Raw genomic sequence first — 21,186 nt, forward strand, 5'->3', positions numbered from 1 at the left:
CACGGACTGATACCAAGCCAATTCTGCCGAAACATGAGGCCAGCCCCAGAAAATTTTCGGGCAAAGGTCGAAATCGGCCTATACGGGACGACATATGTCAGGCTCGCAAGATATGTCAGGTGGCAAGGCGCGAGCTTCGAAACACCAGATCAAGACCAATCGAGGCGGCGTATAGCGGAGCGGCCATTTGGCGCCGCGCAATCGCTCTCGAACGTTATGGATGAACTGATATGGACCAGGCTGTCGACAAGCCGGCTAGGGTGGCGCCCGCCGCGCCGCTGACGGAAAGCGAGAAGAACGTCATCATCGCCGGCATCCTTTTGTCGATGCTGCTGGCGGCGCTCGACCAGACAATCGTCGCGCCGGCCATGCCGACCATCGGCCGTTCGCTCGGCCATGCCGACTACCTGCCGTGGATCGTGACCGGCTATCTCCTGACGGCGACGGCCATGGCGCCGCTCTACGGCAAGATTTCCGACGTCTATGGCCGCCGGCCGACCGTCTATGCGGCGATCCTGATCTTCCTTCTGGGATCGCTGGTCAGCGCCATGGCCCCCAACATGTTCGTGTTGGTTGTCGGCCGGGCGATCCAGGGTGCGGGCGGCGGCGGCCTGTTCGCCCTGGCGCAGATCGTCATCGGCGACCTGGTGCCGCCGCGCGAACGCGCGCGTTATGCCGCCTGGATTTCGGGCACCTGGGCGGTCGCCAGCATCGCCGGGCCTTTGCTCGGCGGCGGATTTGCCGAACATCTGCATTGGTCGCTGATCTTCTGGATCAATATCCCGCTCGGCATCTTGGCCATGGCCATCATCAACAAGCCGCTGCGCAAACTGCCGGTCGCCGCAAAGCGGCATCGCATCGACGCGCTGGGCGCGCTGCTTCTGGTGGTGGCGACGGCATTGCTGCTTTTGGCCCTCAACTGGGGCGGCAGCGCCTATCCATGGGCCTCGCGCGAGATCGTCGGCCTGCTGGCCTGTTCGGCGGTCTTCTGGGGTGCGTTCGCGCTCAGGCTGATGCGTGCGGCCGAGCCGCTGATTTCGCTTGAAGTGCTGAGCAATCCGATCGTGCTTGCCGGCACGGCGTCGATGTTCCTGCTGCAGGCCGCTAATATCGGCCTGTCGGTGTATCTGCCGGTCTATCTGCAGTCGATCATCGGCCTGTCGGTCAGCCAGTCGGGCCTTGCCATGCTCGGCCTGCTGCTCGGAACGGTCGCCGGCGCGACCTTCAGCGGCCGCACGATACCGCGCTTCTTCCACTATAAGCGCATCGCCATGGTCGGCGTTCTCTTCGCCATTGTCTGTCTTGGCGTGCTCAGCCTGGTCGCTGGCCGCGCCTCGCTGCTGGTCGTCGAGCTCTTGACCATCTGCATCGGCCTTGGAAGCGGCACCACCTTCCCGGTCGCCACCGTATCGGTGCAGAACGCCGTCGACCGCGCGCATCTCGGCGTTGCCACCGGCGTGCTGACCTTCCTGCGTTCGCTGGGCAGTGCGCTCGGCGTCGCCATGCTCGGCGCCGTCGCGCTCGGCTATGGCCTGCCGCTTGCCGGCGAAGGCGCGCCGGCTGCCGGACAGATCGTCTCGGCGACGCCCTTCATGATGATCTTCCTTGCCGCGGCGGTCACGCTCGTGCTGGCGCTGATCACGCTGGCTCTGATGCCGGAGAAGTCACTGCGCGGCCGCGACGACGCCGAGGCGCCGGTCGTTCTGGTGGAGTGATCCGGAAAGCCCTGTAGGACCTACTCCACGACGCCGAGCTTCTTCTGCAGGCTGGTCGACGACGTCGTGTACTGGAAGACGATGCGCTCACCGGGGCTGATGATGCGCTTGGCGGCCTGCGCCATCAGCGCCACCTCGTGAAAACCCGACAGGATCAGCTTCAGCTTGCCTGGGTACCAGTTGATATCGCCGACGGCAAAGATGCCTGGCACCGAGGTCTGGAATTTCTCGGTATCGACCGGAATGAGGTTCTCATGAAGGTTGAGCCCCCATTCGGCGATTGGTCCCAGCTTCATGGTCAGGCCGAAGAATGGCAGCATGCGCGTGCACGGCACCTCGATGTCGCCGTCAGGCCCGCCCTTGATGGTAGCAGAGGCCAGCTCGCCGTCGGCGCCGGTCAGGCCGCTCACCTGGCCGACCCGGAACTCCAGCTGCTTCATCTCCTGCATGGCATACATCTTGTTGACGCTGTCGGGCGCCGCCCTGAATTCCGCGCGCCGGTGGACCAGTGTCACGCTTTTTGCCACCGGCTGCAGGTTCAGCGTCCAGTCGAGTGCGGAATCGCCGCCGCCGACGATGACGAGGTCGTGGCCGCGGAATTCCTCCATACGGCGCACCGAATAGAAGACGCTCCTGCCCTCATAGGCCTCGATGCCGGGAATGGGCGGCCGTTTGGGCTGGAACGAGCCGCCACCGGCGGCGATCACCACCACCTTGGCTTCGAACACCTCGTTCTCGTCGGTGGTGACCCGAAATGAGCCGTCGTCCAGCTTTTCCAGGCTGGAGACCATGCGGTTGAAGGTAAAATCCGGCTTGAACGGGTGAATCTGCTCCAGCAGTCTGTCGACCAGCCCTTGCGCCGAGATCGAGGGCCAGCCTGGAATGTCGTAGATCGGCTTTTCCGGATAGAGTTCGGCGCATTGGCCGCCGGGCCGGTCGAGGATATCGATCAGATGGCACTTCATGTCGAAGAGGCCGAGTTCGAACACGGCGAACAGGCCGACCGGCCCCGCCCCGACAATGAGTGCGTCCGTCTTGATTACATCGGTCATGCCAGGCGAGCCTCATTGTCAAACTGGGGCGAAACTGGCGCGAGACTGCATGAGCATTGGCCCGCTGCCAAGCGGCGGCGGGAAAAATCAGATGGTACGGGAGATCAACCCTGGCGAGCCGGCACGCGCACGACGAGGCCGTCAAGCGCGTCGCGCACCTTGATCTGGCAGGACAGGCGCGAGTTCGGCTGGACGTCATAGGCGAAGTCCAGCATGTCCTCTTCCATCGCCTCCGGCTCGCCGACCTCGGCCGTCCAGGCTTCGTCGACATAGACATGGCAGGTCGCGCAGGCGCAGGCGCCGCCGCATTCTGCCTCGATGCCCGGCACCGCGTTGCGGATCGCATTCTCCATGACGGTCGAGCCGTTTTCGGCCTCGACATCGAAAGGAGTGCCGTCATGGGCAATGAAGGTCAGCTTGGTCATTTGTCACCTGAAGGGAGTCCCAGCCGAGATAATCACTCCGCCGGACAAGTCAACTGCCGCGCGAAAGCGCCGCTTTGTGACGTTTTTTCGGAAAGCGGCCAAAGCACGCCCTGGCCCCGTCGATTCATCCCGGTGGCCGCTGCCGAGCGGCAGCCATTACCGGCTGATGGCGGCGATGAAATCGCGCACTTCCTCGATCAGGGCGCCGAGGCGCTTGAGGATGCGCGCATCTTCCGGCTGCTGTTCGATCGAGGTGGCGCAGTCGGCGATGGCAAAGGCGCCGACCCCGCGCGCCGAACCTTTCAGCCCATGCGCCAGAAGCAGTCGCTCCCTGACGTCGGCATCGACAATTCTGTCGCGGACGGAAAGCGCCTGCTGTACGAACAGTGCCAATACCTCCTGTTCGAGGGCGCGATCGCCCATTGTCTGACGGGCCAGATGGGCCAGATCCACTGGGCGCGAACGGGCCGGTCCCGACGCATCGCCGCCCGGCATTGAGAAGGCAATGCCGCTTTCACCGCGTACCAATTTGAAACTCCTTGTGCCGATCGCCGAAAAAACTAGGCGATTTCCGTCGCCAACGCGTTAATGAATGGGCTGGAAAATTGTTGCCGCTGATGCGGTTAGATCACGTTGTCGTTAACCTTATATTTAAAGTTTTACGTATCTCGCGGAATGCATGTTTTCTTTACCCCTGTGTGTCATTACGATACGAAGGTCCATTTTCAGCCTCCTGCGTGGGATAAGACGAGCCAGAATCAGGCAAAAATAAGAAGTCCCTCGGCAGCTAGTACAGGGTAGCGAAGGCATGGCGAAGAAACCAACGACGACCAGAACTCTCGACAGCGACGTAGCCAGGGAACTCGAAAAGGCACTAGACCTCGATCTCAGCGGAGACGGCAGCGGCGATCTCGATATCGCGGCGTCGATGGAAGATCTGGAAGCGCAGATATCGCAGGCCGCGGACGAACTGGCGCGCGAAGGCCGCCCCCAGAAGCCCGCCCCCGCTCAAAACGCGCCCGTCCAACAAAACCAGAGTGCGAAGCCGGCAGTCAAGCCCGCCGAGCTGCGCCCGGTCGAATCGCGCAACAGCGCCCAGCCAGCCGGCTTCAAGCCGGCAAACGATGACCGCCAGAAAGATTACAAGACGCTGCTGCACAGCCTCAACCGGCGCGCGTCTAGCACGATCTATTGGGTCGTGGCGTTCGTGTCGCTGGCCTGGATCGCCGGCGCCGGCGGCCTCGCCAATCTGCTGTTTGGCCCCAGCATCTGGAAAATTCGTACGTTCGATCAAATCCTGGCCCGCCCTGAACTGATCGGCCTAGCGATCGCGGCAATCATACCGGTCGTCCTGTTTTGGGCCTTCGCGGCGATGATCCGCCGCGCGCAGGAAATGCGCATTGCCGCGCAATCGATGACGGAGGTGGCTTTCCGCTTGGCGGAGCCGGAAAACCTCGCCCAAGACCGCGTGATGATGATCGGCCAGGCCGTTCGCCGTGAAGTGGCGGCGATGGGCGAAGGCATCGAGCGCACGCTGGCGCGCGCCGTCGAGCTCGAAACTCTGGTCCACAGCGAGGTCAACCAGATCGAACGCTCCTATTCGGAGAATGAATCGCGCATCCGGTCGCTGGTCGACGGGCTGGGCAGCGAGCGCGAAGCCGTCGTCACTCATGCCGAGCGCGTGCGCGCCTCGATCACCGGCGCGCATGAAACGCTGAAGGACGAGATCGGCGCCGCCTCCGACATTATTCGCGACTCTATCCTCAACGCGTCGACCAAGCTGTCGATGACGATCACCAATTCCGGCGACACGCTGATCGACCGCATCAATGAAAGCTCGATGTCGATCTTCGATTCCGTCGAAACCCGGCTGGATTCGATCACCGACCGGCTGTCGACATCGGGCGAAGCCTTTGCTTCGCTGCTCGACACCCGCATCGCCAAGCTGACGGACACCACAGACGGCCTGACCCGGTCGCTGACCGACCTGCTCGACGACCGCACCACCGGTATGGTGTCGCTGCTCGGCGGCGCCGCCCGCACCCTGAGCTCGGAATTCGAGTCCAGCCTGAACGGCATCGAGCGGACGCTGGCCGAGCGCGGCCAGGCGCTGATCAGCGAATTCCAGACCCGCGCCGAAGCACTCGATACCGGCACGCAGAAGCTCAACGCCGCGCTCGAGGCGCGCGCCCGCCAGATCAACGAAACGCTGGTCGAGCGCGCCCGCGAGATCGCCCACACCTTTGCCGAGAGCAAGGATCATTTGTCGGCGATGATCGATCAGGGCAAGACCCAGATCGGCGCCGACATGGCCGACATCGTCTCGTCGACCTCGTCGATGCTCGAAGCCCGCGCCAGCGATTTCGCCGGCCGCATGGAAGCCGCCCGCCATGTCGTGTCGCGCTCCTTCGACACCGACATCCAGCGTCTTGCCGATGCCCGCGTCGGCATCGAGGACGCCGTCGAAAACCACAGCCGCAAGCTGTCCGAAAGCCGCGAACGCATGGCGGCTGCCATGCAGGCGGACCTGGCGAAGTTCGCCGAGGGCCGTGCCGGCATCGATGCGGCCGTAACCAACCAGGTGCAGAAGCTGGCCGAAGGCCGCAACCTGATCTCGCGCGCCCTGGAAGAGGATCTGCGCAAGGTCAACGAGTCGCGCGCCGCCATCGACGCGTCGCTGGGCAGCCATCTCGAGCGGCTTGAAGAAGGCCGCAACCGGCTCAACCAGGCTTTGCATGAAGACTCCGGAAAACTTGTGCAAGCCCGTACGATCATTGACGAAATGGTCGCCGGACATGTCGGTAAACTGGCCGAAGGCCGCAACATTCTGTCGCGCGCCCTGGAAGCCGATCTCGGCAAGCTCGCCGACAGCCGCGCCTCGATTGACGGGCTGGTCGCCGGCCAGGTTGAAAAGATCGCCGAAGGCCGCGCCATCCTGACCAAGGCGCTCGAAAACGACATTATCGGCATCAAGGGCGTGATCGAGAACCACTCGGCGAAACTGGCCGAGGACCGCACCGAACTCAGCAAGGCGCTGGAGAACGACCTATCCGGCATCAGGGGCCTGCTCTCCGACCATTCGAGCCGGCTTGCCGACGATCGTGGCCTGTTGTCACAGACGCTCGAGGCCGACCTCGCCAAGCTCGCCGAGAGCCGGTCGAGCATCGACGGGCTGGTCGCCGGCCAGGTCGAGAAGCTGGCCGAGGGCCGCGATATCCTCAAGCGCGCGCTCGAAGCCGACCTCAACACCATCAAGGGTGCCATCGCGGATCATTCCGACAAGGTGGCGGACGAGCGCGGTCAGCTTTCCAAGGCATTGGAGGCCGACCTGCAAAATGTGAACAGCCTGATCGCCGACCACTCGAACCGGCTTGTCCAGGATCGTTCGACGCTATCCCAGGCGCTTAAGGATGACCTTCAGAACGTGAACAGCCTGATCACCGACCACTCGAGCCGGCTTGTCCAGGATCGTTCGACGCTATCTCAGGCGCTTCAGGACGATTTGCACAATGTCAGCGGCATCATGGCCGATCATCAAAACAGGCTCGTCCAGGACCGTTCGGCGCTCTCAAAGGCACTGGAAGACGACATCGCCAAGCTGGCGGAGAGCCGCTCCAACATCGATGGGCTGGTCGCCGGACAGGTCGAGAAGCTCGCCGAGGGCCGCGACATCCTCACACGGGCGCTCGAAGCCGATCTCAATGCGATCAGGAGCGCCATTGCCGACCAGTCGCAGAAGCTGAGCGAAAACCGTGGCGAGTTCGCACGGGTGCTGGAAGCGGATTTGGAAAATGTCAACAGCCTGATCGAGGGTCACAGCGACAAGCTCGTCCGGGATCGCGCGACGCTGTCGAAGGCTCTCGAGGACGACCTCGCCAAGCTGGCCGAGAGCCGGTCGAGCATCGACGGACTGGTCGCAGGCCAGGTCGAGAAGCTGGCCGAGGGGCGAGACATCCTGAAACGTGCGCTGGAAGCCGACCTGCAGAAGCTGTCGGCAAGCCGCGGTGAGGTTGACGACATCATCGCCGGCCATGTCGGCAAGCTGGCCGAAGGCCGCAACATGTTGACCCAGGCGCTGGAAGACGATCTGGCAAAGCTCGCCGACATTCGTAAGGATGTCGACCGCTCGCTGTCGGGCCATATCGACCAGATTGCCGGCAGAAGCACCGATATCTCGGCGGCAATCGCTGCCGATGTCGAGAAGATCGAGCAGGCCTTCAGCAAGCAGACCGGCATCATCGAAGAGCGCGCCGGAACCATGGAGCGCGCGTTGTCGGTGGGTGTCGACAATGTCCGCAGCGTGCTCGAAAAGAGCGCCGTCTTCGTTGCCGGCGCGCTCCGCGAGAAGGTGATGGAAGTCACCAGCGCGCTGCACGAACAGGCCGGTGCTGCCTTCAGTGACGCGGACCGCAAGATCGCCGAGCGTGCCGAGCAGACCTCGGCCGCCCTTTTGGCCCGGGCCGAGGACATCGCCCGGACCTTCGAGGACGCGGATCGCCGTATGCACGCACGTGCCGAGGACACATCGAGCGCCCTGATTGCGCGCGCAGAGGATACGACGAACGCCTTGCTGGCCCGCGCCGAGGACACGACGAACGCCTTGCTCGCTCGCACCGAGGATACGTCGAGCGTGCTGCTTGCCCGGCACGACGAGACGTCGAACTCGCTGCTCGCCCGCGCCGAAGAAACGGCCGGACGGCTGGCTGCCCGCGCCGGCGAGATCGCCGGCACGTTCGACGCCGCCGACCAGAAGCTGGTCGCCCGCGCGGTCGAGACGGCGCAGTCGCTGGCCGACCGCGCCGGCGACATCCTGCGTAACTTCGAGGGCGCCGACCAGCGGCTGAGCATGCGCATCGGCGAATCCGCCGAAGCGCTCGCCGCCCGCGCCTCCGACCTTGGCCGCATCTTCGACGCCGCCGACCAGCAGCTGATCTCGCGCATTGCCGAGGGTTCGGACGCGCTGTCGGCACGCGCCACCGAGATCAGCCGCATCTTCGACGAGGCCGATCACCGCCTGGTGTCGCGCATCGCCGACTCCACGTCGACGATCGGCGAGCATGCCGACAACATCGTCGGCGCCTTCGCCAGCACCGAGCAGCGTGTTGCCGAACGCGCACGCCAGACCGGCCAGGAACTTGCCGTCCACGCCCGCGAGATGGAGCAGGCTCTTGCCGGCGCCGATGAGCGACTGGCCGCGAGCGTTGCGTCCGCAGCTTCGCGCGTCGAGGAACAGGTCGCCAACGTCGAGAACCGCCTTCTTTATACGACGGAGACGATGGGTCAGAAGCTCAACGAGCAGGTTTCCAGCGCAGAAGCTCAGCTGATCTCGCGCGCCAACACGATTGCGGAGACTTTTACCGCGGTCGGCCAGCACATCGGCCAGAGCACCAACGACGCTGCCAAGACCATCGGCACCAATACCCGCGAGCTCAACACGATGCTGGCGGCGCGTTCGGCCGAGATGGCGAAGATCCTGGACGAAACCGCGCGGCCGCTGGTCGAGCGCTTCGCCCAGGGCGGCTCGGAACTGCAAAAGAGCATGGAAGAGGTCACCGAACGCGCGACCGAGAAGCTGCGCAGCGAAAATGCCGCCCTCGTCAACGCGCTCGCCAGCCGCACCGCCGAAACGCTGTCGGCCGTCGAAGGCGCGCGCTCGTCGCTCGCCGATAGCGTCGCCGACCTCATCGGCCGCATGAGCGTCTCCAGCTCGCAGCTTGGTGAGCTGATCGAACAGGCGGCGATCAACCTCGGCCAGGTTGACGAACGTCTGAGCGGCAGCACGCAAAGCTTCGCGGCAACCACCGAAAAGGCCGCGCAGACCTTCGCCAGCTCGGCCCGCCTGGTCGATTCGAACACGACGCGGCTTACCGAATTGTCGTCGTCGACCCTGCGCGAAGTGGCCTCGATCGCCACCAAGTTCGACGAGCACAGCCGCTTGCTGTCCTCGGCTTCGGATCTGTTGAGCTCGGCGCAGAGCAATCTGGAGCACACGCTTGAGCGGCAGTCGTCGCTCGAAGATCTCGCCGTCGGCCTGGTCAAGAAGTCGGAAGACCTCGAGAAGGTGATGCGTTCGTTCGAAAACCTTGTCGGCCAGACGATGCAGAATGCCGAAGGCAAGACGCTGGCATCAGCCGACAAGATCCGGATCGCCATAACGGAAGTGGTCGATTCGGCAACCAGCCGGTTCGCCGATGCGACCGAGGAGATGCGGCGCACCGCAAGCTCGATCAAGAGCGAGCTCGACCTCACCCGCGCCGAGCTCAAGAAGGGCGTCATCGAGATGCCGGAAGAGGCCAAGGAATCGACCTCGGCGATCCGCCGTGCCGTTGCCGAACAGATCAACGCGCTCAAGGAACTTTCGGATATCGTTGCGAAATCGGGACGCGGCGGCGACAATGCCGAACCGCGCGCCCTGCGCCCGGCGCCTCAGGCGCCAGTGCAGCGCCCGGCCGAGCCGGTACGCCGCCCGCCGCCGGCTCCACAGCCGGAGCGCCCTGCTCCGCAGGCGCCGCTCGGCGGCCTGCGTGGCACGCTCGATATCGAACGCCCTGCCGAAGCACCGCGCCAGCGCGACGCCAACGCCCGTACGCCGCAAGGCGGCTGGGTGCGCGATCTCCTGACCGGGGCATCGCGCGAGGAGGAAGTCGCCAGGCCGGCAGCGCCCGCGGAAGCACCGCGCGCGGCTCCCGCCCAGCGCTCGCCCCTGCATGTCATGGAGTCGCTCAACTCGCTCTCGGTCGATATCGCCCGGGCGATCGACCACGACGCCTCTATCGAGCTGTGGAACCGCTACCGGCGCGGCGAGCGTGACGTGTTCACGCGCCGCCTCTACACGCTCAAGGGCCAGCAGACCTTCGATGAAATCCGCCGCAAATATCAGGCAGAGGCGGAGTTCCGCGCCGCCGTCGACCGCTACTGCGACGATTTCGAGAAGCTGCTCAAGGACGTCTCGCGCAACGACCGCGACAACATCATGGCGCAGACCTACCTGACGTCGGACACCGGCAAGGTCTACACCATGCTGGCCCATGCGAGCGGCCGTTTGCACTGATTGAGGCGACACCACAGACACAGAAAAGGCGCGGGAAGTTCCCGCCTTTTCTTTGTGCAAAATGTCGGTCTGCGCTGCCCTTCATCCGCCTGCCGGCACCTTCTCCCCGTATAGCGACGGGGTGAAGGGAGATGGCATCAGCCTCGCCGCCCGTACTGCAACGGTGACAATTGGCGGAATCATTGGCGGCGGCGTTCTTTCGCCCGTCACTATACGGGGAGAAATGCCCGGCAGCGCAATGAGGGTCAGCGCGAACCTGCGATATTTGGTCGAGTGATGGCTTAACGCGACGAACGATCGTTCGAAGCCTCGACCGGCTCAGATCACCGAATCCGTCCAGCCCACAATATCCTTCGCCGCCTCGCCGAAGGCGCTGTCGAGCGCGTTGACATAGGCCGGATTGCCGCTGCCCGAGACGGGAGCGGATGCGGTAAAGCTTTTGGAGGCGCGCACCTCGCCGTTGCGGTCGTTCAGGATGCGCACGAAGAGATTGACCTCGGCATGCTCGCCGCCATTGACGCGGACTTCGAAGGAGCGGATCTCGACAATCACCTGGTAGTCGATCGCCAGCCCCTCGCCCGGCTTGCCGACGCCGGCAAAGCTGCCGGAGCGCTGGAAGGTTTCGGCGAGCCTCGCCTGCACGATCAGCGGCAGCCGGTCGGCCCATTGCGCGCCCTTGAGATACTGGATCGAGCGATCTGACGGCTTGATGACGATGTTCTGGCTGTCCAGCGCCTTGAGCGCGGATGGCTGGGCGATCAGGATCTGGCGGCGGCTGTGGCCATGCGCGTCGATCGACGGGGCGGACAGCTCGAACGTATCGAGTGGCGCCGGCTTGCCTCCCAATGCCGCGCAACCAGCCAGCGTCAGGCCAAGCAAAACGACTGCCGATCTATACCCACCCAACCCGAACGTCACGCGTGATCCCCACTGTCCCCGGATCGTATGATGAATCCGCATCCGCGGTCCATGTAATTGCTGCGGGCGGGCACGGAAGTCAACGCCGTGCCCTGCCATCGAACTGCCGGACCTCGCCGTCGCCGCCCGACAGGATGCGCTGCGGGTTGCGGCTGAGATCGGTCACCGCCTCTTCGATGCGGCTGATCGAACGCCGGCTGTCCTGGACCAGCGCCTCGACATTCGACAGGCCCTGGCCCGAGAAGCGCGCAATATTGTCGGTGATCGTGCCAAGCCGGGCGTTCAGCGTGTCGGCGACCTGCTTGAACGACTTCAGCGTGTCCCTGGCATCGGCCATGACGCCGTCGGCTTGGCCCGAACCGAGCAGCGTATCGACCCTTTTCAGGATGCCGTCGACGCGCACCGAGGCATCGTTGAGGCGCGACGCAAGCTGTTTGGCGTCCTTGATCGTCTCGTCGATGTCGTCGGCCCGGTCGGCGAACTTGTCGGTCACCTTAGCGATGTCGGCGGCGGCCTTGTTGGCATTTTCGCTGGCCTTCTGAATGTTGGCGAGCGCCACGCGCACTTGTGCCGGATCGATGCCGTCGAGCACATTGTCGACCTTGGCCAGCGTGCCTTGCGTGCGCGTGGCGAAATCGTTGACCGAGCCGACCGCGGTATCGACGTTCTTGATCACGCCGTCGAGCTGTCCGCTGGTCTCCTTCAGATTGGCGGTGACGGCGTCCACATTGGCGACGATGCTCTTGATCTTGTCCTTGTCGACGGCATTGAGCAGGCCTTCGGCAGCCTTCAGCGTGCCGTCGAGCTTGCCGGAAACACCCTTCAGCTCATCCGACAGCGCGCTGACGGCGGTCAGGAACTTGTCGATGCCGTCGGCATTCCTGGCCAGCGCATCGGAAAATGTCTGGGCGTTCTTGACGGTCTGGGTCAGCGGCCCGCGCACATCCCTGGTGAAACCTTCGAGTTCGGAAAGCACCTTGTCGGCACGGGTGAAGATATTCTGCGCAGTCTGCAGCAGGTTGGTGACCGCCGATGGATTGGCGACGATCTCGGCGGTCCTGCCTTCCTTTGCCGCCTCTTCCAGGAGATTTGGTTCCTTTGGATCGGCGCCCTTCAATTCGATGTTGACCTGGCCGGCAAGGCTGGCGATGCCGATATCGGCCTGCGTCGATTTGGTGAGCGGCGTTGTCTGGTCGATCTCGGTCGTAGCAATGGCGGCATTGGGGTCATTGCGGTCGAAATAGACGCGCTTGACCACCCCGACCTTGACGCCGTTGAACAGCACCAGACTGCCGGGGCCGAGGCCGGAGGCCGAACCCTGAATGCGCACGCGCAGCTCCGCCGTCTCGCCGCGATCACCGATCTGGGCGGTCCAATAGACGAACCCGAACGCCGCCAGGATTGCAGCCAGGGTGAAAATGCCGACAATTACGTAGTTGGCTCTGGTTTCCATTGCCCCACTTATGTCTATGCGCGCGCGGCAAGATCAAGTTGCCGAGCGCGTTTTCCGCGGAAATAGGATTTGACCCACGGTTCTTCGCTTTTCAGCATGTCGTCGATCGTGCCTTCGACCAGGATTTTCTTGTTGCCGAGCACCGCCACGCGGTCGCAAGCGGTAAACAGCGTGTCGAGATCGTGCGTCACCATATAGACCGTCAGATCCATCGTATCGCGCAGCTTGACCACTAGTTCGTCGAATTCGGACGCGCTGATCGGGTCGAGGCCGGAAGTCGGCTCGTCGAGGAAGACGATGTCGGGGTCGAGCGCCAGCGCCCGCGCCAGGGCGGCGCGCTTGATCATGCCGCCCGAAAGCTCCGAGGGAAATTTTTGCGCGGCGTCCGGCGGCAGGCCGACCAGTTCGATCTTGAGCAAGGCCAGCTCGTCCATCAGTTTCTTCGGCAGATCGAGATATTCGCGCATCGGCACCTGCACGTTTTCCTGCACGGTCAACGCCGAAAACAGGGCGCCGTGCTGGAAAAGCACGCCAAGCCGCATATCGATGCGCAACCGTTCGATGTCGCTGGCCTTTTCGAGGTCGAGGCCAAACAGCTTGATCGTGCCGGACTGCTTGTGCAGCAGGCCGAGAATCGTGCGCAGCAGCACCGATTTGCCGGCGCCCGAGGCGCCGACGAAACCGAGGATTTCGCCGCGCTTGATGTCGAGCGCCAGTTTGTCGAGGATCAGCTTGTCGTCCAGGGCAACGGTGATGTCGCGCACCGACAGCACGATATCGTCTTCTTCCATTCCCTGCACAGCCTTGGTCGCCTTTGAGTTTCTGCGCATCATGTCAGAACTCGATCGATGCGTAGAAGATGGCAAAAAGGCCATCGAGGATGATGACAACGAAGATCGATTTCACAACCGAGGCGGTGACGTGCAGACCCAGCGATTCGGCGCTGCCGCCGACCTTCATGCCTTCTACGGAAGCAATGGTGCCGATGATCATGGCCATGAACGGCGCCTTGATCAGCCCGGCGAAGATGGTGCTGATATCGATCGCGCCGCGCAGCCGGTCGATGAAGGCCGTCGGCGCAATACCGGAATAAAGCCAGGCGGCTAGGATGCCGCCGCCAAGAGCGGCAAAATTGGCGACGATGGTGAGACAGGGCAGCGCGATCACCAGCGCCACCAGGCGCGGAAACACCAGCACGCCGATCGGGTTGAGGCCGATGACCTTCAGCGCGTCGACCTCCTCGCGCATCTTCATCGAGCCGATCTCGGCGGTGATGGCGCTGCCGGAGCGGCCGGCGATCATGATGGCGGTCATCAGCACGCCGAGTTCGCGCAGGATCAGCACGCCGACCAGATCGACAACGAAAATGTTGGCGCCGAAATAATTGAGCTGGTAGGCGCCCTGCTGGGCGACGATGGCGCCGACGATCGCCGACATCAGCACCACCACGGGGATGGCGCCGACCCCCATGCGATCGATCTGGTTGAAGATCGCCGCCGGATTGATGGCATGGCCGCGCCCGAGCTTCATCTGGGCGCCGCCGATGGTGGCGCCGAGGATGTTCATCGAGGCGAGGAAATCGTCGCGCATCTCATAGATGCGGCGGCCGACCGCCTCCAGCCCGCGGAGGATGATGTTGGGGCGCCGGACGCCGCGCGATTCGGGCTCGCGCCGGACAGCTTCGCCAACGGCGCCGAGCAGGATCGAGGCGACATCGCTTTGCCCCTGCATCTTGATCTCGACACCCTTCTTTTCGAAGACGCTGACCAGGCGATCGATCAGCCAGGCGCCGGCGGTGTCCATCTTCTCGATGTGGGAGAGATCCAAAGCGAGCGTCTGGAAGCCTTTGCGCTGCTCGATCTTGCGCATCTCGGCGTCGATCAGCGCCACTGTCGTCGTCGTCCAGATGCCGGAGAAAGCGCAGCCGAGGACGCCGCCCTCCTCGCCGACCGCAACGCGGGGCTGGTGGTCGGCCTCCTTGGCGGCGTTGCCGCTTGCGTCGCGTTTGCCGATGGTCAACATGGCGTCCTGTTTAGCCTGACGGGTCGTACCTGTCGATTTGCCGACGACGCGTTGTCGCATAGCCGGAGCAGAAAATTATGGCGCGTGTCATTTCGGTTGAGGCCGAGCGTTTTCCCATTGCCGGCACCTTCACCATCTCGCGCGGGTCGAAGACCGAAGCCGAAGTCATTACCTGCACGATCAGCGATGGGGACAATCGCGGATGGGGCGAATGCGTCCCCTACAAGCGCTATGGCGAGACCATGGAGGGGGTGCGCGACGCCACCGAGGCCATGCGCCGGCAGATAGAAGGCGGCATCAGCCGCAAGGACCTGCTCGATGCGGTGCCGGCGGGTGCTGCCCGCAACGCCATCGATTGCGCCTTGTGGGACCTGGAGGCCAAGATCAGCGGCGTTGCGGTCGCGGACGCCATCCACGCTGTGCCCTTGTCGGCGCTGGAGACGGCCTACACGCTGTCGCTGGGCGAGCCGGAGGCAATGGCGGCGCAAGCCCGCGCCAATGCCGGGCGGCCGCTGCTCAAGGTCAAGATTGGCGGCGACAACGACATGGCCCGCATCCGCGCCGTGACCGAAGCGGCGCCCGACAGCCGCATCATCCTCGACGCCAATGAAGGCTGGACCGATGCCAACATCATCGAGAATCTCGCTTTCGCCGCCGAACATGGGATAGCCCTGATCGAACAGCCGCTTCCCGCCGGCCATGATGCCATCCTGCGCCACATCGCGCATCCGGTGCCGATCTGCGCAGACGAAAGCCTCCACGAGGCGAAGGACCTCGAAGCGCTTGTCGGCCTCTATGACGCCATCAACATCAAGCTCGACAAATCCGGCGGCCTGACCGCCGCCCTTACCCTTCGCGACCGCGCCCGGGAGCTGGGATTCGGCGTGATGGTCGGCTGCATGGTCGGCACGTCGCTGGCGATGGCGCCGGCAGTGCTTTTGGCGCAAGGCGCCGACTTCGTCGACCTCGACGGTCCGCTGCTGCTTGCCCGCGACCGCCAGCCCGGCCTCGTGTACCAGGGGTCGCTGGTGTTACCGCCTGACAGGATGCTGTGGGGCTGAACGCGCGGCGAGCCCGATCAGCGCCAGGCCGATGATGGCGATCGGGATCATCGCCAGGAAGCCGTCGACGCCGTAGCGCTCGTAAAGCGGGCCGGACGCCAGCGTCACCGCCGCCATGAAGAAGCCGTTGAAGAAATAGGCAATGCCTTGCGCCGCACCCGTGCGTTCTTCCGAAACCGTTTCGCCGATCATCTTCTGCAGGCCGATCAACACCATCGCCACCGACACCGAATGCAGGGTCTGGACGCCGAAGAAACCGGCAACGCCAAGCCCGAGTGGCCAGATCAACGGAAAGGCGATCCAGCGCACGATGGAGCCGACGCCGGCGATCAGCATCACCTTGACGACTGAGACGGAGGCAAAAATACGGTTGAAAAACACGAACATGCAGACCTCGGCCACCACGCCCCAGGCCCACAGCAGGCCAACGACGGAATCGCTGATGCCGACCGATTTCCAGTAGATTGAGACAAAGCCGTAGAGGAAGGCATGGCTGGCGGTGATGATGCCGACGCCGAGGGTGAAATACAGGAAATACGGATTGAGAAGGCTCGGCGCCTGATGCTGGATGTCGGCGGCAGATAGCGGCGAAGCGCGGCGCGGGCGGCCAAGCCGCGGCGCCAGCAATCCGGCGACGAGCGCGGCAGACAGCGCCGCAAAGATGATTACCGGCACGGCCTGCGGGCTCGTCCAGGCCAGGATAAAGCCGCCTGCGACGTTGGCGCAGAGATAGGATATCGAGCCCCATTTGCGCATCGCGGTGTAGTTCGAGCCGAAACGGCGCACGCCCGACAGCGCGAGCGAATCGGCGATCGGCGAATGCGGCGTCCACACCACCGTCAGCGCCAGCGATACGGCAAGCACCGCCGCATAGGTGGGAGTGAGGAAATAGCCGGCGGAAAGCACCATCGTCGCGGCCACCAGCGCGATATAGACATCGGCCCTGTCCTTCGCCCGGTCCGCCAGCGCGGTCAGCAGCGGCGTCGTCACCACGCGCAGGAACATCGGCGCCGCCAGGATGATGGCGATCTGCTCGGCGTGGAAACCCTGGGCATGCAGCCACAGCGGGAAATAAGGCACATGCGTTCCCAGGGACATGAATAATGTCGCGAAGATCAGGCTCATGCGCAGTTCGAAATGGCGCGGCTTGACGAGTTGTTTGGGCGAGAGCGGCGGCAGCGACATGAATCGATCCAATTACGCTGCACAAAGGGCTGCAACGCAGATCGATCCCTTAACATGCGCGAAAGCGGTCCGAAACTGCCTGGACCAGTCGATTAACAGGAGGGTTATGCCGCTTCGACGACCCTGTCTTCGATGAGCAGCGGGATGAACGGCTCGTCCGGTGCTTCGGGCAGCACCAGCGCCCAGTGGATGATCTCCATCTTGCCGTCGAAATGTTCGACCACCGCCGTGCAGCTCTCCACCCAGTCGCCGGTGTTGATGTACTGCACATTCTCATAAGTCTCGATCGCGGCGTGATGGATGTGGCCGCAGATGACGCCGTCGACATGCGAGCGGCGGGCCTCCTCGGTCAGCACGGTCTGGAACGAACCGATGAAGTTGACCGCCTTCTTGACCTTGACCTTAGCCCAGGACGAGAACGACCAGTAAGGGAGACCCAGCAAATGGCGGAGCTTCGTCACCACGCGGTTGACCATCATCGCGGCGTCATAGGCGTAGTCGCCGAGGTAGGCCAGCCAGCGTGCATTGTGGACGACGGTATCGAACTGGTCGCCGTGGATGACCAGCAGGCGCCTGCCATCGGCGGTTTCGTGGATGGCGCGGTCGGCAACGACGATGCCGCCGAAATGCACGCCTTGGAACTGGCGCGCGAATTCGTCGTGATTGCCGGCGATATAGGTGATCGAGGCGCCCTTGCGCGCCTTGCGCAGCAGTTTCTGGACGACGTCATTGTGGCTCTGCGGCCAATGCCAGCTGCGCCGCAGCCGCCAGCCGTCGACGATATCACCGACGAGATAGATGATATCGGCGTCGTGATACCGCAGGAAATCGATCAGGAACTCGGCCTTGGCCGCCTTCGATCCGAGATGCAGGTCGGATATGAACATGCTGCGGAAAGTGCGGGTTTCTGTACCGGACATCAGATCGTCACCGTTGCTTTCGCGCAGGCTATGCCCCGATTCATGCAACAACCGTATGACGGTTGCGATTGGGCCAGCCAAAGGGCTAGCGTGCCGCGCCATTCACAGGAGAAAATCGTCATGGATCTCGGCATCAAGGGCAAGAAAGCCATCGTCTGCGCATCGAGCAAGGGGCTGGGCCGCGGCTGCGCCATGGCGCTGGCCGAGGCCGGTTGCGATCTCGTCGTCAACGGCCGCAATGCCGAGCTGCTGGCAAAAACCGCAGCCGAACTGCGCGAACGCTACGGCGTGAAGGTGACCGAGATCGTCGGCGACGTCTCGAAACCCGACGTGCAGAACGCGCTCCTTGCCGCCTGCCCCGACCCGGATATCCTGGTCAACAACAATGGCGGCCCGCCCTTGCGCGATTTCCGCGAACTCGACCGCGCAAAGATCCTCGAAGGCGTGACGCAGAACATGGTGACGCCGATCGAACTGGTGCAGGCCGTCATCGACGGCATGGCCAAGCGCGGCTTCGGACGCATCGTCAACATCACCTCGCTGTCGGTCTACGTCCCGATTCCCGGCCTCGATCTGTCGTCCGGCGCGCGAGCCGGGCTGACTTCGTTCCTCGCCGGCGTGGCACGAACGGTGATCGACCGCAACGTCACCATCAACAGCCTGCTGCCGGGCAAGCTCGACACCGACCGGCTGCGCGGCCCGCATGAGGCCGGCACGATGGAAGACCCGGCAGCGGCCGCAGCGCGCAAGACCCGCATCAGCGCCGACGTTCCGGCCAAGCGGCTCGGCACGCCGGAAGAGTTCGGCCAGATCTGCGCCTTTCTGTGCTCGGTCCATGCCGGTTATCTCACCGGCCAGAACATCCCGGTCGATGGCGGCCTTTATGTCAGCGCGTTCTGAAGGGCTCGATGGATAATCGGCAGGATTTCAGCGCAATCATCTGAAATAGTTCGATCTTTCCGGACCGGGTTGTTTTAGCCGCCCTTGCGTCATTTGGCGTCGCGAAAAACCATTTTTGCGTGCTAAAAGGCTGCAAAGCAGGTTTGAGGGAGCGGCCGCATGGAAGGCGAGAACAAGAAGACGGCACGTTCGGACCTCGACGAAGCCGCCCTCTACTTCCATAAGCATCCAAGGCCGGGAAAGATCGAGATCCAGGCGACCAAGCCGCTCGGCAACCAGCGCGATCTGGCGCTGGCCTATTCGCCGGGTGTTGCCGCGCCCTGCCTCGAAATCCGCGACAATCCGGCAACCGCGGCCGATTATACAGCGCGCGCCAATCTGGTCGGCGTCGTCTCCAACGGCTCGGCCGTGCTCGGGCTCGGCAATATCGGCCCGCTCGCCTCCAAGCCGGTGATGGAAGGCAAGGCGGTGCTGTTCAAGAAATTCGCCGGCATCGACGTCTTCGACATCGAGATCGACGCGCCGGGCATAGAGCGCATGGTCGAGACGATCTCGGCGCTGGAGCCGACTTTCGGCGGCATCAATCTCGAGGACATCAAGGCGCCCGAATGCTTCGAGGTCGAGGCGCAGTTGAAGGCCCGCATGGGCATTCCCGTCTTCCATGACGACCAGCATGGCACCGCCATCATCGTCGCCGCCGCCGTGCTCAACGGGCTGGAATTCGCCGGCAAGACCATTTCCGACATCAAGATCGTCACCTCAGGCGCCGGTGCGGCAGCGCTCGCCTGCCTCAACCTGTTGGTCTCGCTTGGCGCCAAGGTAGAGAATATCTGGGTCACCGACCGCTTCGGCGTCGCCTACAAGGGCCGCACCGACGAGATGGATCGCTGGAAAGACCCCTATGTGAAGGACACCGAGGCGCGGACGCTGGCCGATGTGATCCCTGGCGCCGACGTTTTTCTCGGCCTGTCGGCCGCCGGCGTGCTGAAGCCGGAATTGCTTGATCATATGGCGCCTAAGCCGTTGATCCTGGCGCTGGCCAACCCCAATCCCGAGATCATGCCGGAGGTCGCGCGCGCCGCTCGTCCCGACGCGATGATCTGCACCGGCCGTTCCGATTTCCCCAATCAGGTCAACAACGTGCTTTGTTTTCCTTACATCTTCCGCGGTGCGCTGGATTGCGGCGCCAGCGCCATCAACGAGGAGATGAAGATGGCCGCGGTCCGGGCGATCGCCGCGCTTGCCCGCGAAGAACCATCCGACGTCGCCGCCCGCGCCTATTCCGGCGAGACGCCGATCTTCGGACCCGACTTCCTTATCCCCTCGCCCTTCGATCCCCGCCTGATCCTGCGCATCGCGCCGGCGGTGGCCAAGGCTGCCTGCGACACCGGCGTCGCGACCCGGCCGATCACCGACTTCGCCGCCTATATCGACCAGCTCAACCGCTTCGTCTTCCGCTCCGGCCTGGTGATGAAGCCGGTGTTCTCGTCGGCCAAGGCGTCGACCGCCAAGCGCGTCATCTATGCCGACGGCGAGGACGAGCGCGTGCTGCGCGCAGCCCAGGTGGTGCTGGAGGAAGGCATTGCCGAGCCGATCCTGATCGGCCGCCCGCATGTCATCGAGGTCAGGCTGAAGCGCTACGGCCTGCGTATCAAGCCGGGCGTAGATTTCGGCCTGATCAACCCGGAAGACGATCCGCGCTACCGCCATTATGTCGACCTGTTGATCGAGCTTGCCGGCCGGCGCGGCGTGACGACGGAGGCCGCGCGCACCATGGTGCGCACCGACAATACGGTGATTGCGGCACTGGCGCTGAAGCGCGGCGATGCCGACGCCATGATCTGCGGCCTCGAGGGTCGTTTCGAGCGGCATCTGCGCAATGTGACGCTGGTCATCGGACCACGCGCGGGCGTCAAGGACCGCGACCTGTCGACGCTGTCGATGCTGATCTCGCAACGCGGCATCATCTTCCTCACCGACACCCATGTCTCGGTCGACCCCACGGCCGAGGAGATCGCCGAAATGACCATATTGGCGGCGGAGGAAATCCAGCGCTTCGGCATCGAGCCGAAGGCGGCGCTGCTGTCGCATTCGGATTTCGGCTCGCGCGATTCTCCCAGCGCGCTGAAGATGCGGCAGGCAGCGGCGATCCTGGCGCGCGTTGCGCCCGACCTGCAATGCGACGGCGAGATGCATGCCGATTCAGCCCTGTCGGAGCATCTGCGCCAGCGCGTCTATCCGCATTCGCGGCTGAAGGGCGAAGCCAATCTCCTGGTGTTCCCCAACCTCGACTCCGCCAACATCACGCTGACCGCGCTGCGCACGATGATGGACGCGCTGCATGTCGGGCCGATCCTGCTTGGCACCGACAAGCCGGCGCATATTTTGACGCCGTCGGTGACGTCGCGCGGCGTCGTCAACATGACGGCGCTGGCAGTGGTCGAGGCGGCGCACAAGGCGCAGGCGGTGGTTCATTTCAACTGA

General features: G+C 63.8%; 14 protein-coding genes. 5 read left to right on the top strand and 9 right to left on the bottom strand.

Going from position 1 to position 21,186, the window contains the following annotated elements; translation table 11 throughout:
• Positions 1-230: 230 nt before the first annotated feature.
• A complete protein-coding gene (locus NKI15_RS15925) occupies positions 231-1,715 on the top strand; it encodes an MDR family MFS transporter (RefSeq protein WP_023706165.1) in 1,485 nt (494 codons plus the stop codon).
• 20 nt (positions 1,716-1,735) lie between these two features.
• On the opposite strand, the gene NKI15_RS15930 is transcribed toward NKI15_RS15925, so the two are convergent.
• The 3 genes from NKI15_RS15930 to NKI15_RS15940 all read right to left on the bottom strand — a co-directional run bounded on the left by NKI15_RS15930 (position 1,736) and on the right by NKI15_RS15940 (position 3,687).
• Complete coding sequence (locus NKI15_RS15930) at positions 1,736-2,767, bottom strand: NAD(P)/FAD-dependent oxidoreductase (RefSeq protein WP_023673506.1); 1,032 nt, start codon at positions 2,765-2,767, stop codon at positions 1,736-1,738.
• Between the two features lie 104 nt (positions 2,768-2,871).
• Positions 2,872-3,192 carry a 2Fe-2S iron-sulfur cluster-binding protein gene (locus NKI15_RS15935; RefSeq protein WP_023707481.1) on the bottom strand — a complete coding sequence of 107 codons (321 nt, stop codon included), beginning with the start codon at positions 3,190-3,192 and terminating at the stop codon, positions 2,872-2,874.
• 156 nt (positions 3,193-3,348) lie between these two features.
• Positions 3,349-3,687: an Hpt domain-containing protein gene (locus NKI15_RS15940; protein WP_023706163.1), complete on the bottom strand. Its 339-nt coding sequence runs from the start codon at positions 3,685-3,687 to the stop codon at positions 3,349-3,351.
• A 313-nt stretch (positions 3,688-4,000) separates the two neighbouring features.
• Here NKI15_RS15940 and NKI15_RS15945 point away from each other — a divergent pair, with 313 nt between their 5' ends.
• The gene (locus NKI15_RS15945) at positions 4,001-10,243 is read left to right on the top strand and encodes an apolipoprotein A-IV repeat region-like domain-containing protein (protein ID WP_286438820.1); all 6,243 of its coding nucleotides are present in this window, start codon (positions 4,001-4,003) and stop codon (positions 10,241-10,243) included.
• Between the two features lie 318 nt (positions 10,244-10,561).
• On the opposite strand, the gene NKI15_RS15950 is transcribed toward NKI15_RS15945, so the two are convergent.
• Genes NKI15_RS15950 through NKI15_RS15965 form a run of 4 tightly spaced genes read right to left on the bottom strand, consistent with a single transcriptional unit; the run spans position 10,562 to position 14,636 of the window.
• Positions 10,562-11,203, bottom strand: coding sequence for an ABC-type transport auxiliary lipoprotein family protein (locus NKI15_RS15950; RefSeq protein ID WP_444849047.1), 642 nt, complete (start codon positions 11,201-11,203; stop codon positions 10,562-10,564).
• Between the two features lie 37 nt (positions 11,204-11,240).
• A complete protein-coding gene (locus NKI15_RS15955; RefSeq protein WP_023708614.1) occupies positions 11,241-12,614 on the bottom strand; it encodes an MlaD family protein in 1,374 nt (457 codons plus the stop codon).
• 14 nt (positions 12,615-12,628) lie between these two features.
• Positions 12,629-13,447, bottom strand: a complete 819-nt coding sequence (locus tag NKI15_RS15960) for an ABC transporter ATP-binding protein (protein WP_023684944.1) — start codon at positions 13,445-13,447, stop codon at positions 12,629-12,631.
• A gap of 1 nt (position 13,448) precedes the next feature.
• Positions 13,449-14,636, bottom strand: a complete 1,188-nt coding sequence (locus NKI15_RS15965) for an MlaE family ABC transporter permease (RefSeq protein WP_023708615.1) — start codon at positions 14,634-14,636, stop codon at positions 13,449-13,451.
• A gap of 77 nt (positions 14,637-14,713) precedes the next feature.
• Between NKI15_RS15965 and dgcA the strand changes: the two genes are divergently transcribed.
• A complete protein-coding gene (gene dgcA, locus NKI15_RS15970) occupies positions 14,714-15,697 on the top strand; it encodes an N-acetyl-D-Glu racemase DgcA (protein ID WP_023706508.1) in 984 nt (327 codons plus the stop codon).
• Here the strand turns inward: dgcA and NKI15_RS15975 are convergent.
• Both NKI15_RS15975 and NKI15_RS15980 read right to left on the bottom strand, forming a co-directional pair.
• On the bottom strand, positions 15,668-16,882 hold the full coding sequence (locus NKI15_RS15975) for an MFS transporter (protein ID WP_352886336.1): 1,215 nt from the start codon (positions 16,880-16,882) through the stop codon (positions 15,668-15,670). The genes dgcA and NKI15_RS15975 overlap by 30 nt on opposite strands.
• Positions 16,883-16,986: 104 nt before the next feature.
• A complete protein-coding gene (locus NKI15_RS15980; protein WP_023746001.1) occupies positions 16,987-17,802 on the bottom strand; it encodes a UDP-2,3-diacylglucosamine diphosphatase in 816 nt (271 codons plus the stop codon).
• A gap of 120 nt (positions 17,803-17,922) precedes the next feature.
• Between NKI15_RS15980 and NKI15_RS15985 the strand changes: the two genes are divergently transcribed.
• Positions 17,923-18,702: an SDR family oxidoreductase gene (locus tag NKI15_RS15985; protein WP_023699356.1), complete on the top strand. Its 780-nt coding sequence runs from the start codon at positions 17,923-17,925 to the stop codon at positions 18,700-18,702.
• 159 nt (positions 18,703-18,861) lie between these two features.
• Positions 18,862-21,186, top strand: coding sequence for an NADP-dependent malic enzyme (locus NKI15_RS15990; RefSeq protein WP_352886339.1), 2,325 nt, complete (start codon positions 18,862-18,864; stop codon positions 21,184-21,186).

The organism is Mesorhizobium sp. M0862 (genome assembly GCF_040319795.1).
Lineage (GTDB): Bacteria > Pseudomonadota > Alphaproteobacteria > Rhizobiales > Rhizobiaceae > Mesorhizobium.